This is a genomic window from Micromonospora sp. 4G55 (assembly GCF_016803375.1).
On sequence record NZ_JAEVHN010000005.1, the window covers coordinates 16,717 to 30,061 of the forward strand.

A 13,345-nucleotide genomic window follows, 5' to 3' on the forward strand; every position below is an offset into this window, starting at 1 on the left:
CTCCTCGAGGAGACGGAGGCGTCGTCGTGAGGATCGACCACAAACGGGCCCGCGTGGCGCGCCTGGTCACCGACTTCGACTCGTCGGTGAACATGGTCCGCGCCCTCGGCCGGTTCCTGCGGGGCAAGGACCACCGCGGCATGTCCGTGGGCCCCGGCTCCGCCCGGCTCGCCGACGCGCTGTCCGCGCTGCCCGCCCCGCTGCGGCGGCGGATGTTCATCGAGATGGGCGCCTTGCAGGGCATCCCACTGGACCGTGTCGGCCAGGTCCGGGCCGAGGACCTCGCATACTGGGCGACACGGCAGTACCCGGACGGACCCTATCCGGCGGTGGTGATCGGCGCGGCCAGCGGAGGCGGCCTGCACCTGGCTGCCGCGTTGGGCGCGCCGTACCTGCCGCAGACGGTGCTCGTCGCCCTGCGCGACCGCACCAGCCATCCCGATGACCCGACCGGCGCGATGCGCGCCATCGCGCCGCTGGCCGCCCGGGTCGCCCGGGACAATCCGGACCTCGCCGTCTACCACATGCACGACCCGGCCCAGGACCGGCCGATGCTCGAGCGGATGGCCTACCTGCGGCTCAAGCGTCTACGGCTCGGCCCGACATACGAGCGCTTCCTCGCCGAGCGGCTCATCCCCGGCGGCACCATCATCCTCCTCGAATGCAGTCGTGACTGGCGCACCACCCAGGTGGCCGACCGCACCTACTTCCAGTTCGGCGCACTCGGCGGCGTTCCCGAAGAGGAATACTTCAACGGCCGCGAGCGGATCGCCGAATACCTCGCCCGCCAGGGCTCACCGCACCGGCGGTGGCAGCCGCCGCAACCGGACACCCGCCGGCCCGAAGCCGAGTGGGGCTTCGACCCGGCACTGCGCCCCGACGTCGAACACCTCGCCAAGCGGTACGGCTACCGGCTGCGCCGGCTGGTCACAGCGGAACCCCAGCAGCTCAGCCCGTTCGTCGCCGACCTGTACCGGTGGTGGTACCACCGACGCGGCCTGCCCGGCAACCGGCTGCTCGCCGAGTCGTACGTGCAGTGGGATCCACTGTGGGTGTTACGGCACGGAGCCGTGCCTTTCTGGCTGAGGTTCAACATGACACCCTCGTACGAGGATCTGCGCCGCTACCTCGACGGCGCCGCACCATACGACCACATCCACATCAACCTTTTCTCCCAAGGCCTGTGCTCACCCGGGGTGGTACCCACCAAGCAGTGGCGCGACCTCGCCGACTCGCGGGCCCACATCAGCGGCGGCCTCATCGGCGTCGACGAGCAGGCGTATCCGGTCGATGCCGGAAGCACCCTCCGCTACCAGCCCGCCTACCAGGCGCTCCCCCCGCGTCACCCGCTACCCCCACCGCTACGCGCCGACGACATCGACCAGTTCCTCACCAGCACAGACGGGACATACCCAGTCGAATGGATCTAACTCGACTCCGGTGACGTCAGCCCCAGGTCGACCCGCATACCGCTCCAGCCAGAAGCCCACAAGGGCCAGCCCGACAACGACGTCCTAAGTCATCAAGGAAGCCGGCAGTCCTAATAGCCGGATAGGGCGGGCGCCCTCCTCGAAGGGGATGTTCGCGGCACAGCGAGCGTGAGGTTGAACGGGCCGTACCGCAGCAGTGGCAGCAGCGCCGCGACCGTGATCGCAAGTCGTTGCTCGGGCCGGGGACGGCGGGCCAGCAGCCACAGCATCAGCAGCCCCAGCCAGCTTCCACTGACCACCTCCGCCGTGCCGTGCTACCGCGCGTGCGGCCCGTAACCGGGCCCGAAGGTGTGACGGCGGTTCCAGTCGGCCGCCCACGGCCCCACGATCATGGAGGTTGCGCTACCCACGAGCATGCGCCGACCCCACCCGCGACCACATCGCCACCCCCGGTTCTCGCTCACCCAGCACCACCGCGGGTTCCCGCCGCTGGCCCTCGGGGAAACCCGGCAGGACCGGTCGCAAACGATGAGGCGGCGGTCGAAGCCTCAAGCGCGGCTCCGCCGACCGGTGTGTGCCGTCCACCGCAGTCCCGCCCGGTCCAAGCTGAAGCCGAGCAGCGCACCACGTCGGAGGGCGTCCCATGATGGCTGAGTCGACACCCCGCACCCCACCACCGCTAGGGCCCGACTGCCGTCATGTGGTGGCGGTACCTGCGGCGTGGAACCAGCCGACTCAGCCTCTCCCGCAGCAACGGCAGGACTCCCGCGACTGGTGGCCGTACGTCGTGTTCGGCGGGATCATCCGGCTGGTCGGAGGCTCGCCGCAATGGTGGTCGTATTGGCCAGGTGACCGGTGGCGTCAGCGATCCAGACGGTTGGGACTTCTTGCCGGTGTTGCCGTCCTCTGGGCCTTCGTAGTCAGCCCAGTGATCACGTTGTTGAAGCCAAGAGGGCCAAGGCTGGCCGGTGGCACCATGGCGATGCCGCCCACATGCCCGCTGACACGGTTGATGCGCCCCGCCGGGTCCGGGCGGGGCGCATCGGTTTGCGGTACGGGTAACAGGCTCGGCATGAGCCAGTCGAGCAAGCAGGTTCACTCCGTTGGCAAGGCGGTCGACGACGGCGGTCGGGTTGAGGTGGTTCTGAGTGCCGGAGCGTGCGTGCGGGCGTAGCGCCACGAGGTCGTTCCCGGGTAGCAGGGCTCCAACGAATCTGGTTCTACCGGTCGTCATCTGTTGACTGCTGATCCTCGGCGCATCTGGCACGTGGGCGTTGTGTTCAGCTGTATGTGACCCTGTCTCGGACGATGTCGCGGACGCGGTCGTATACGGCAAGCGGCGGCCCGAGGAGCAGGTTGGCGGTGGGCGACTCGGCTCCGGGGTGCGGCCGGGTAGGCGCCATGGCCTCGGCGGCGCGTACCGCTGCGGCCATGGCCTGCAACCGGTCGGCGTCCACCGAGGAGCGCAGGTAGGTGAACTCGTAGCGTTCCTCGCGGGTGGCGTGTGCGATGACCTCGTCGCGTAGCGCGAGCAACCGCTGCCGGAAGTCCGGCGCGTCCAGCCCGCGCTCGTAGAGGTCGGCGAGATGTTCCTTGGCCCGGTGCTCCTCGGCGAGCCGGTCGTCGACCACCGGCCCGCCGGCCTCGATGGCTCGCCGAGCGTAGGGATGCACAATCTCCTCCTCGGCGGTCTCGTGCACCGCGAGCAGCCGCACGAGGTCGTCGAATGCCTTCCGCTTCTCGTCGCCGGTAGTGGACAGCACGGTGCGGAACAGTTCCTCGATGCGTGCGTGCTGGGCCAGCAGCACGTCGATGACGTCGTCGTCGGTTCGGGTCACCGCCTGCCTCCGTCCTGCCGCAGGGCCTCGACCGGGTGCGGACCCTCGGTTTCGATCCGGTACTCCTCGCCGAACTTCTCCCGGTGCATGTCGATCACCCGCTCCGACGGTGGCTGTTCGCCGCCGTGGATCTGTTCCTGCATCTTCTCGAACCGCTCGTGCGCGTCGCGCACGTAGCCGGCACCCAACGTGGTGAGGTCCATCTGGGTCGCCAGGAGGTGACGCAGGAACTCCTTGTTCGGTTCGAACATCAGCGGCTTGGGCAGCTCACGGGCGACCACCTCTTCGGGCTCGCGCCCATCGTGGCGGCGCATCAGGTCGCAGGCGACCCGCAGCTGCTCCAGCTCCATGTTGAGGTGCAGTTCCCAGATGGCCCGCACCTTGGGGTCCGGCTCCTGCTCCATGAACGAGTGGTAGAGGTAGACCTCGTTGTACTCGTGGTTGACCAGCCGTTCCCACCAGGTTTCGCCCGGGTCGACCAGCGATTCGTAGTGGGTGACGTGTTCCTCTTCGATGAGGCCGATCTCCTGGTACAACTGCCGGGCGATCGGTTCCATGTACTGGGGGCCGACGTTCATGTAGAAGTTCATGGTCTGCTGTTCGGCGGACATGATCGTCAGGGCGTGCAGCTTGGACAGGGGATTCACCGTGTTGCGGTCGTACGGGTCCCGGACGTTGTCGTACGGGTGCCGGTGCTCCACCTTCGTCGGCCGGCCGGGCATCACCTCCGTGAGCCCGTCGACCACCTTCTCCGCCCGGCGGTGCTCGACTATCTCGAACAGGTTCGCGTACCGGTAGAGGTGGTCGAAGTCCTCCAACACCCCGAACTCGTACGCCTGCTTCAGGTACGGGTCGGGTTCCATTCGGGCCACCCAGGCGGTCAGGTCGACAGCGACCTGCTCGTACGCGATGGTCGTCTCCAGCGCGCTGGACATCCCGGGCAGCAGCCAGTTCACCACCCGTTGCTGCTGCTGTTCGAGATACCGGATGTAGGCCAGCTGCCGGCGTACCTCAGGGTCGGTGCAGTGCCGGGCGAACTGGTGGCTGAACATCACCGCCTCGACCTCGATGCCGTTCATCGTGATCACCCGACAGCGGGTGTACGGGTCGGTCTCCTGCGGGTCCAGCGGCACCACGTCCAGCTCCCGCCAGTTCCGAATCTGCCGATCCAGTGGGACGCCACGTTCGGTCAGGGGGTTGAATGTCATCCTGAATCTCCTCAGCCGGACCGGAGCGCAATGCCGGAATTCTACCGCTATGCCCCCTGCCTCATATCGAAAGCCGGCCAATTGAAAGGCTTCGGCGGGCGGCATGCGGGGCACCAAGGCGATCTGGCCGCAGAGGACCGGGAGCCCCCACCCTCCTGGACCACAGCGCCCGGCAGCGGGACTGTAAGACGAACCGCACCTCTCTGCGGCAAGCCGTGGCGAGGAGCCGCAGCGCCGCCCCGCCCAGCCGGTTCACCTCCTGGTACTCGGGGTCGGCCAGCATCCAACGGAACGCGGCCACCCGACCCACGATGAGGAAGATCTCGCTGACCTGACGCTCCCGCCAGTTGAGCGTGTGGTGCTCCGATGGTGCTCGGACGTTCAACACCTCATCAGCACGGGCGCAGCTGTTCCAGCATTGCAGCAGCTCTGCGAGCCACTGACGGCGCTGGCTTATCGAGCGCACCGGGCGGACCAGCGGAAACGAAGGGCCCTCCGTCTGGACGGAGGGCCGCTGAACGAGTGCGTTTTAGGAGTTTATGTTCAGGATCGAAATATCTTGCCCGATTCCGACTACGGATCAGAAGGTTAGGGGTTCGAGTCCCTTCGGGCGCACAGCAGGTCAAGGGCCGGTTTCCCATCACGGGAGACCGGCCCTTGATCTTTCTGACCCCCACGGCTGACCCCTACGCCTACGCGTCGAAGAGGAAGCCGAGCCGGTCGACCGAGTCCTGCTGCACCCGGCGGGTCGCCTCTAGATAGATCGACTTGGTGACGGTGGGCGAGCTGTGCCCAAGCACGTCCTGAATCCGTTCGAGCGGCACGCCCTGGTCGTAAAGCAGCGTCGCGCACGAATGGCGCAGGTCATGCACCCGAATACGCCGGACCCCCGCCCGCTCGCATAACTGGTCGAAGTGCCGATTGATGTTGCGGGGCTCGATGGGAGTGCCGATCTTCGTGGTGAACAGTACGCCGACCATGTCCGTGACCACTGGTGGTGGCGGCCCGGGTGGCGTGTCGGCCGCCGCTTCTACGCGTTTCACGTGACGTTTGAGGACCAACCTGAGCTGTACCGCCTGGCCGACTCGTACCGGTCGGCGCTGACCGCAGCTCCCCCCGCGACGCTCATCCCCGATCAGTGGCTACACCTCACCATGCAAGGCATCGGCTTCACGGATGAGACCAGCGGCGCAAGGCTGGCCGCAATCATCGAGGAAGCAGGCGAACAACTCGCACGGGACTGCCCGCGGTCGGCGTCGAGTTCGGCGAGATCGTCGTTGCTGACGAAGCTGTCGTAATGCCCGCGATACCTGCTGAACCTGTCCAGCGACTACGAGCCGCTACGCGGACCGCCATCGGTCGCGTCGTCGGTGAGGACCAGGTCCCGGAGGACCCCAGTCGGTACCGGCCCCACGTGAGCGTCGCCTACCTAACCGCCATTGGCCCGGCCGAGCCATACATTGAGGCCGTGCGGTCCATCGCGCCTGAGCCTGCCGTCGTCACGATTACCCACGTCGACCTGATCGAGATGCACCGAGACCGGCGCATGTATGAGTGGCAAGTCGTCGCCCGAATGCCGCTCGGCTAGCTACTGGCGGTGTTCGTCGCCCCTCCGGGGCAGCGCGAATGTGATCCGACAACTGATGCGCGACGCATCTTCCCCATGTGATGCGCGACAGCGCGATGAAGCTAGGGGCCCATCAGTGCGCCTCGGGACGTGCGGATCTGCCGAGATGCGGCTGCTTGCTCGTTGTCCGGTGCGCGGCTACGCATGATCGTGGTGCGATACCGGCGAGTCCTCCCCGCGCCGTACCGGCCACGGGAGCGGGCGCGCTTCGCCGCCGGGGTCGCTGCTTGCGGCGACCGGCAGGGCCTGAACACGCTGCGGGGTTCGGAGTAGGACGACGTGACCGCTGTATCCGGGGCCGAGGACGATGGCCTGGTTGGTGGGTGGGGCGCCGACGACACTGCTCTCCACCGTGGGTATCGCAGGAGCGAAGTCAGGCCCGCCCAGGTCTGCGGCGTCTGCTGCGTCACCGTCGCCCATGATGCCTCCTTTGTCTCGTCGACTCGGCGGGTGTGAGACGCCTGATGAACCGTGCCGGCCATCGAGGTCTCAGCTCGCACCATATCTTGTCATCCACTATATTCGGTGGATGAGTTCTAGGGTCATGACGGAACCGGCCTTCTTCATCCTCACCGCGCTTGTCGACGCTCCACGCCACGGCTACGGGATCGTCGCGGACGTGGCAGAGCTGTCGCGAGGGCGGGTGCAGCTGAAGATCGGCTCCCTGTACGGGGCTTTGGACCGGCTCGTCGGCGACGGCTTGGTCGAGCTGGACCGTGAGGAGGCGTGGCAAGGGCGGTTACGCCGGTACTACCGATTGACCGAGCGGGGCCGCGACGCCCTCGCCGCGGAGGCGCAACGGCTGGCCGCGAATGCGCGTCTCGCCTCGACCCGGTTACGTAGCCAGCGGAGCCCGATCACGGGGCCGGCGCCGTCATGAGCCGGCTCGAAGAGCGCTACCGCCTCGTGCTGCGGCTGCTGCCCGCCGCCTATCGGCAGCAATGGGAAGACGACATGGTCGCCGCCTTCCTGGACAGCATGGACACCGACGACCCGGAAACCGCCGCGTACGCCGCAGACTACGGCCGGCCGAGCCTGGCGGAGGTCGCCAGCATCGTGTCCCTGGCTGTCCGGTTGCGTCTCGGGGCCCGACGCGCCACCCCGTTCCTACGCCTGGGGACAAGCCGTGCGACTGGCGACCCTGATGGCGATGCTGACCCACGCCGTCATGGTCACCGCCAGCGTCGCCGTCACACTGTGGCTGTCCGGGAAGATCGCCTGGTTGCCGGCGCCCGCACCCGCATGGGCGCTCACGCCGTCGGGGAGTATGTGGCACACCGCGTGGAACCTGGCCGGCTACGCCTGGCTGCCGGCCTACATCGCGCTCGTCCTCGGACACCGCCGCGTGGCCCAGGCCGTCGGCCTGCTCGCCATCGTGCCCCCCGCCGTCACCACCGCCGTGGAGCAGGCCGCCACTGACGTACCGCTATCCGTGACGCCCTGGGCGCTGCGGCTCACCGACGTCGTCCTGGTACTCGCCATGGCGGTGTTTCACCGCGACGCCCCACCGGTGCCGCGCCGCCCCTGGCTCCTCGCGATACCGATCGGCATCCTGCTCGTTCCCCTGCCGCTGTTCGCCATCCAGGCCACCAGCCAGGCACCGAGGCTGCTGGACTGGCCTGGCCTGGCCTGCGCCATGGTCGCCGCCGCCATCGCGGTCCACCTGGCCCGGCGGGCACCCGGGCAGCCAACTCGCACGCTGCCGTGGTCACTGGCGCTCACCCTGCTCGCCGCGACCACCCTCGCCCTACGAATCGTCACCCTGCCTGACTACATCGACCAGGCACAACGCACCACGCTCGTCACAATCGCAGCAACGGAAGTCATCGCCGTCCTGACGATGGCCCTACCGCTCGCCCGACGAGCCATCCAAGCACTGCGCCGACTTCCACCGATCCCCGCCGACGCCCAATGGCCCACCACACCGACCGAGTAGGACCCACCCCGGCGCACCGACCCGCACCGATCGATCCAACCCCACACCGGAACGCACTGTCATGCCGCGATCAGCGCGCGGAGGTGTCGCAGATCACCTGGCGGTAAACAGGCGAAACGCACAGGGCCGGTCGCTTGCGACCGGCCCTGACAGCAACCGGTGGCAGCAACGTCATTCCGGAGTCCCGTCATCGAGCAGGCCGCCCAGCTGATCCAGCGCCGCCCGCTTGTCGTCCAGGCTCATGTCCGTAGACAGTCATGGTCATCTCCAGCGTGCTGTGCCCCACGATGTCCATGACGGTCCGGGGCGGCACGCCCAGGGCCCGAGACGCAGCCGTGCCGGAGGTCGTGCAGCCGGATCGCCGGCAGCCCGGCGGCGGCGCACTGGTCCTGCACGAGGCGGGCGGACTCACGGCGGAGATGGGCTTGAAACGCAGGAGCAGGGCCTTGCCCATACCAGCTAACAGCAGCCTTGATCTTTTGCAGGACGAGAGCACATATGATCGGTGGCCCGCGTGAAGGGGGTCAGATGGAGACATGGCGATTCGTGGCCGCTGTCATGATGATTCTGACCATGGGCCTCATCGGTGCCGCCCTAGCGACAAACTTTCGAGGCGTGACCGAGTGGCACATGCGCCGGTCGATGGCCACCGCGAGCGTGCTACGGCGAGTTCCGCCGTGGCGCTGGCTTCCGGATGCCCAGTACGACGAGCGCCTGGCGCGTTTCGTACTGCTGGAAAGGGCAATTGGCGCGATCTTCGCTGCGGCCAGCGTCATGTTCTTGATCGTTCTCGTTCACGGAGTCCTGTCCGGCGAGCCGATGCCGTCGAGCCGATGAGGAAGCTGCGGGCGTCTGGACCTCCTAGGCGAGCGGTCCGCATCTAGTCCGCAAGAGGTCAGTGGACGGCGGGGGAGTGCTGTGAGATGTCGAGAGGCCTTTTCGCTGCTAGAAGCCCCACGTGGGCAGGTCGACGGGGCGGGCACGTGATCTCATAATGCGTAGGTCGCTGCGATCCCGGTTGGAGCCACAGTGTTGCAGCTCGTCGGCCGCTTGCCCGATGCTGTCGAGCATGACCACGGCTAGGCGGGAACCGCCGGCATCGCGCGAACAGGCCAACCGCCTGACGCTGATTGATCGCTGGCGCCACTTCGTACTGGACCAACCGGTCCTCGTAGATACCGGCGAGACAATCTGGATCGAAGACGGCCACCTTCTGGTGCAGCGGGTCGATGGGCGACTGGACTCGTACCCCGGCTCCATGAACCGCTGCGGTTGCCGGGACCGGCGCGACGGTTGACAGCAACCGGTGACAGCAACAGCTTCGGACCACGAAGCACGGATAGAGGCACCCGCAGCAGCAGGGCCAGCCACGGACACCGGGGTCGGACGTTCCGCACAGCCTCGCCGAGGCTACGGATCAGAAGGTTAGGGGTTCGAGTCCCTTCGGGCGTACAAGCCAGGAAAAGCCCCCGACCAGCCACAGCGGCGAGTCGGGGGCTTTTTTTCGATCAGGGCCGGCCGGCCTCGGCCGACTGGGTGTTCGACCGACGCCGGTCGGTCTCCGAGCTCGGTCGCGGGTTCGCGTCGTCCCGCCGGCGCTGCCGAGGTCGCGGCGCTGATCGTTGCTCGGTGGGCCCTTCGGCGGCGTCGGGGGCCGCGGCGGGTGGTGCGGTACGGCTCGCTGCGGTGTTTACCAGGTCCGGCAGGTCCCGCCCGGCCACCAGTGGTAGCTCTCGCGTGGCTGCCGCGATCGGCTCGCCCGCCGGGTCGGCGACTCGGGCCACACGTGCCCGTCCCGTCGCGGCTCGCGCCATCGGTGCCGTGCTGCGGGTCGTTGCCGGCGGCGGGGTGTCGACCGGATCCGCGGCGGAGCCCGCTGCCTTCTTGGTCGACGATGCCTCCGCCCGGCTGGTGGCCAACCGGTCTGATGTGCTTCGCGGCGTTCGGCGCGGTGCGGCTGCCGGCAGGAGCGGGGCGATTTCCGCGTGCAGCGCCGCCCAGCCGGAGGCGGGGGGCGGGTCGGACTGATCCGTGGTCGAGGTGAGTTGCCCCGTGCTTTCGGACCGCTCCAACTGCTGGCCGCCCGGGTCCGGCATCGCCGCCCGGGACCGGTCCGGTCCCGGGCGCTCGGCACCGTCTCCCGCCTGTTCGGTAGCGTTCGCCTGCTGAACGGCGTCCCCGGCCGGCCCTGGCCGCGTCGAGCCGTCGGAGGCCGCGTCCGCCGCAGGGGCTTCGGGGGCCGCGTCCGCCGCCGGGGCGGCGACCGTGATCGGCTTGGGAGCGGGGGCGAGCAGCCGCTCCGGGGTGTCAGCGAGCAGCCGCGCGGCCGAGGCCAGTGCGACGGGGTCGGGTTGACCGGCCCGACGCCACCGCCGGCGGCGGCCGCCCGCCGGCAGGTTCCCGGCCAGCACGCGTGCAGGTGCCAGATCGGCGGCGATCAGCGCGGTGAGCCCGTCGTAGTCCGCGTGCTCGGCCAGCCGCCGGGCGATCTCGTCGAGGTCATACACGGCCACGGCGATGTCCGCAGTGGTGGCGTCCAGTGCTCGGCGGATCTTGCGGTGCAGCACCTTGCTTAGCGCCGCCTGCCGCCGCTCGGCGCGAATCTGCGCGCGGGCGGCGTCGAGCGAGCCGTACAGCCCGAGGTCGGGGTCGCCTTGGCCAGCGAGCGGGCACGGCGAGTCAGCCACGGGTGTCGCAACCAGTGCCCGACCGGTTCGTACGCCGGCGTCGTGGGTGGCAGCTGCTGCCTGGCGCGCAGCCGGTCCCGCCGCTGGTTCTCGGTGTTCATCAGCCACGCCAGATAACCGAGCAGGGACATGCCTGCGTAGAAACCGCCTTCGAGGTGGTTGCTGTGAGCCAGCCAGTTGAAGGCGACCGCGGCGGTGGCGATGCCGGCCGACAGCACGCGGGACAGGATCGCCGGTTCGCCTAGTCGACGGCGTACGTCGGCGTTCGCCAGCACCACGACGCCGCCCAGCTCCAGCGCTCCAACGGCGGGAAGGGCCACGTACCACGGCATGCCGAGCCGTTCCATCGCCCCGGACACCTGGCCGCCGAGCGCGATCAGCAGCACCACAACGTAGAACCCGGTGCGCAGCACGGCGACCTGCCGCACCGCCCTGGCCAGGTCCGCGTCCCACGCCTCCCGCGGGTCGGTGCCTTGCGCCCGGCCTGTGGCGCCTTGCGCCCTGCCGATTTCGTTTCCGCCGGTCATCCGGGTCCGCTCCGGTTCCTGGAACACGCTGAGCAGGTTCCTCTCTCACTCCGGCCCCGGCCTGACCGCGCCGCGGCCGCCCGACCGGGCAGTGCCGCCCGCCGAGTCGTAGGTACCAGAGCCCCGCTCCGGCTGCCGCCCGTCGTCCGCCGCATGCTACAAGGCTGCCGGCCGAAGCGGAGATTCCAGCTACCACGCCGGGTGCATCGGGTCGCCCCTCCCACGCCGCACCGCCGTCATCGGTGCTCACCCGCCCGACATCCCTCGCACCCGGCCTCGCGGTCGCCATCGAGGTGGGTGCCGCTCGTCCGGGCCTGGCGTCGTCGCGCCCGCTCCGGGATCGCGGGATGCCGGCTTGAAGCGCGCCCGGGTACGGCCGGCACGATCCGCGGGTGCCCGACAGACGGACCATACGAAACACCCGTGCAGGTGGCGGTGGGGCCATCGACGGCGCGGCCGGTACAGCGTGGTGGCGCGTCGAGCCAGGGCTTGCTATCGAGCCAGGACGACCACGATCGTGGCAAGGCATCCGATCAGCACCGTGGTGCTACCGAGCATGACGTACGGCCACCAATCGCGCGTCTGCTGCGGTATCTGCTTGGCCGGACGGGCCGGCCGATCCCGGGAGACACGTGCTCGCTGGCTGTTGTTGACTGGCCAGCGTGGCGGCGGTGTGTGGGTGGTCGATTCGACGATCAAGGCGCCTCCGCAGCGTCAAGGGTCACTGTTGCGGGTCGGTAGGGGGACCGGGCGGGACAGCGGGGAGGTAAGAGGCCGGCCCCACCGCCCGGCTGAACGGACGGCCAGCCCGCCGTAACCGTCCCTTCTGGCCAGCGCCTGTTGGCTGGCTGCCGTTACAGGCTGGTGGCGGCTGGATGTAGCTGACCGCAGCCGCCGTCGGGCGAACCGACGTGCCCCTGCCCCTCGTCGGGCTGACGGTTCGCCTGCCGGTCGGTCCGCTACTGCCCGGGCTGATCGGCCAGAACCCTGCAGTGGTTGCCCGCTGCCGCGAAAAGAGCGCCCGCAGTGTCCAGTCGGCCGACCGCGCGATGGGTGGCGGCGAGGGTTTTCCACTGGAGCGGGTCAACGGTCAGCACCGCGGCGGCCGGATGGTTGGCCAGCAGATCGAGTCGGTCGGTGTCGGCGAACGAGCGGGCCGCCTCGGCCAGGCACATCACGGGTAGCCCGAAGAGGCCGCCCTCGTCGGCGACCTTGGCGATGGCTTCGTGCACGGCGGTCGAGCCCTCGGTGAACGCAAGGATGGCGGCTGTGTCGAGGATGAGCCGGATCGGAAGGTCGTTCAGGGTGGGCTGGTCCGGTTGCGCGGGTGGGGTGGATGAACGGTGGCGGGCTCGGCGCTGCCCTGGGGTGCGCCACATGGGGTAGGTGGTAGTGCCGCCGGGGAGGGTGAACGGTTCGAGGGGGACGTAGCCGTGCCGGGCGTACAGGTCTCGGTCGGCGAGGGTTGTCACCTCCGTGTAGGTGGGGAGCAGGGCCTGGCCCATTCGAGCGTTGCTGGTGGCGAGCAGGGTGCTGGCCCGCCTGACCCGGTACGGCTCTTCTGTGACGGTGAAGAACGCCAGGTGGTTGTGCGGGCCGTCCGGTCGGTGCGTGTGCAGGACGTCGTCGAGGTGCAGGAAGCGGTCCACGTACTCGCCGCAGGCGACCGCGAGCCGCTCGCCGTACGCGGTCGGCGGTGAGAGGGGACCGTACCGGTGCAGCCACACGGCGGCGGCGGAATGATCCCGCAAGAGGTATGCCTCGCCGAACAGCAGAGCGTGTTCGGTCCAGACGCGGACAACGGCGCTGAGGATGTCCCGCCGGCGGTGTTCGTCGGGTACGAGCCATGCGCCGATCGCGCTGTTGACGAACGGGCCGACGACGAGATCGACGATGTGGGGGATGTCCTGCCAATGGGCACGGCAGACGGGCAGGTTGTTGATCACTGGCGTTCTCCGGTAGCAGATGCGGCTGGTCAGCGATGGCGTAGTCGCCGGGCTGTGCGAAGTTCTGGGACGTCATGTCGCCCGCCAGCAGAGAGCCGCTTCTTCTTCACGGACCGTGCCGATGAAACCAGGAACGGTACGGGCAG

Annotated in this window: 14 protein-coding genes; 7 read left to right on the forward strand and 7 right to left on the reverse strand. The window is 68.8% G+C overall.

Annotation, left to right across the window (positions count from 1 at the left end):
• Positions 1–26: 26 nt before the first annotated feature.
• On the forward strand, positions 27–1,430 hold the full coding sequence (locus JNW89_RS01075) for a hypothetical protein (RefSeq protein WP_238447249.1): 1,404 nt from the start codon (positions 27–29) through the stop codon (positions 1,428–1,430).
• Positions 1,431–1,540: 110 nt separating this feature from the next.
• Here the strand turns inward: JNW89_RS01075 and JNW89_RS01080 are convergent, their stop codons facing one another.
• The 4 genes from JNW89_RS01080 to JNW89_RS01095 all read right to left on the reverse strand — a co-directional run bounded on the left by JNW89_RS01080 (position 1,541) and on the right by JNW89_RS01095 (position 5,456).
• Positions 1,541–1,729, reverse strand: coding sequence for a hypothetical protein (locus JNW89_RS01080; protein WP_238447250.1), 189 nt, complete (start codon positions 1,727–1,729; stop codon positions 1,541–1,543).
• Between the two features lie 981 nt (positions 1,730–2,710).
• A complete protein-coding gene (locus JNW89_RS01085) occupies positions 2,711–3,268 on the reverse strand; it encodes a hemerythrin domain-containing protein (RefSeq protein ID WP_238447251.1) in 558 nt (185 codons plus the stop codon).
• Positions 3,265–4,476, reverse strand: a complete 1,212-nt coding sequence (locus tag JNW89_RS01090) for a hypothetical protein (RefSeq protein ID WP_238447252.1) — start codon at positions 4,474–4,476, stop codon at positions 3,265–3,267. The genes JNW89_RS01085 and JNW89_RS01090 overlap by 4 nt, the downstream gene beginning before the upstream one ends.
• Before the next feature lie 692 nt (positions 4,477–5,168).
• Positions 5,169–5,456 carry a tyrosine-type recombinase/integrase gene (locus tag JNW89_RS01095; RefSeq protein WP_238447253.1) on the reverse strand — a complete coding sequence of 96 codons (288 nt, stop codon included), beginning with the start codon at positions 5,454–5,456 and terminating at the stop codon, positions 5,169–5,171.
• Positions 5,457–5,519: 63 nt separating this feature from the next.
• Here JNW89_RS01095 and JNW89_RS01100 point away from each other — a divergent pair, with 63 nt between their 5' ends.
• The 6 genes from JNW89_RS01100 (at position 5,520) to JNW89_RS01125 (ending at position 9,336) form a co-directional block, all read left to right on the forward strand.
• A complete protein-coding gene (locus tag JNW89_RS01100; RefSeq protein WP_238447254.1) occupies positions 5,520–5,774 on the forward strand; it encodes a hypothetical protein in 255 nt (84 codons plus the stop codon).
• On the forward strand, positions 5,774–6,064 hold the full coding sequence (locus JNW89_RS01105) for a 2'-5' RNA ligase family protein (protein WP_238447255.1): 291 nt from the start codon (positions 5,774–5,776) through the stop codon (positions 6,062–6,064). The genes JNW89_RS01100 and JNW89_RS01105 overlap by 1 nt, the downstream gene beginning before the upstream one ends.
• 583 nt (positions 6,065–6,647) lie before the next feature.
• Positions 6,648–6,983, forward strand: a complete 336-nt coding sequence (locus JNW89_RS01110) for a PadR family transcriptional regulator (protein WP_238447256.1) — start codon at positions 6,648–6,650, stop codon at positions 6,981–6,983.
• Between the two features lie 264 nt (positions 6,984–7,247).
• On the forward strand, positions 7,248–8,039 hold the full coding sequence (locus JNW89_RS01115; RefSeq protein ID WP_238447257.1) for a hypothetical protein: 792 nt from the start codon (positions 7,248–7,250) through the stop codon (positions 8,037–8,039).
• A 546-nt stretch (positions 8,040–8,585) separates the two neighbouring features.
• Positions 8,586–8,876: a hypothetical protein gene (locus JNW89_RS01120; RefSeq protein WP_238447258.1), complete on the forward strand. Its 291-nt coding sequence runs from the start codon at positions 8,586–8,588 to the stop codon at positions 8,874–8,876.
• A gap of 220 nt (positions 8,877–9,096) precedes the next feature.
• Complete coding sequence (locus JNW89_RS01125; protein WP_238447259.1) at positions 9,097–9,336, forward strand: hypothetical protein; 240 nt, start codon at positions 9,097–9,099, stop codon at positions 9,334–9,336.
• Between the two features lie 211 nt (positions 9,337–9,547).
• Here the strand turns inward: JNW89_RS01125 and JNW89_RS01130 are convergent, their stop codons facing one another.
• From JNW89_RS01130 to JNW89_RS01140, 3 genes are all read right to left on the reverse strand, one after another.
• Positions 9,548–10,726: a hypothetical protein gene (locus JNW89_RS01130; protein ID WP_238447260.1), complete on the reverse strand. Its 1,179-nt coding sequence runs from the start codon at positions 10,724–10,726 to the stop codon at positions 9,548–9,550.
• Entirely contained in the window at positions 10,612–11,280 is a 669-nt protein-coding gene (locus JNW89_RS01135) for a hypothetical protein (protein ID WP_238447261.1), read from the reverse strand. The genes JNW89_RS01130 and JNW89_RS01135 overlap by 115 nt, the downstream gene beginning before the upstream one ends.
• Positions 11,281–12,212: 932 nt before the next feature.
• Positions 12,213–13,199, reverse strand: a complete 987-nt coding sequence (locus JNW89_RS01140) for a hypothetical protein (RefSeq protein ID WP_238447262.1) — start codon at positions 13,197–13,199, stop codon at positions 12,213–12,215.
• Positions 13,200–13,345: the final 146 nt, after the last annotated feature.

Bases quoted from the DNA above. Each gene is read 5' to 3' on its own strand.
- JNW89_RS01125 (WP_238447259.1), top strand. From the start codon at position 9,097: ATGCTGTCGAGCATGACCACGGCTAGGCGGGAACCGCCGGCATCGCGC.
- JNW89_RS01105 (WP_238447255.1), top strand. From the start codon at position 5,774: ATGCCCGCGATACCTGCTGAACCTGTCCAGCGACTACGAGCCGCTACG.
- JNW89_RS01090 (WP_238447252.1), bottom strand. From the start codon at position 4,476: ATGACATTCAACCCCCTGACCGAACGTGGCGTCCCACTGGATCGGCAG.
- JNW89_RS01110 (WP_238447256.1), top strand. From the start codon at position 6,648: ATGACGGAACCGGCCTTCTTCATCCTCACCGCGCTTGTCGACGCTCCA.
- JNW89_RS01115 (WP_238447257.1), top strand. From the start codon at position 7,248: ATGGCGATGCTGACCCACGCCGTCATGGTCACCGCCAGCGTCGCCGTC.
- JNW89_RS01095 (WP_238447253.1), bottom strand. From the start codon at position 5,456: ATGGTCGGCGTACTGTTCACCACGAAGATCGGCACTCCCATCGAGCCC.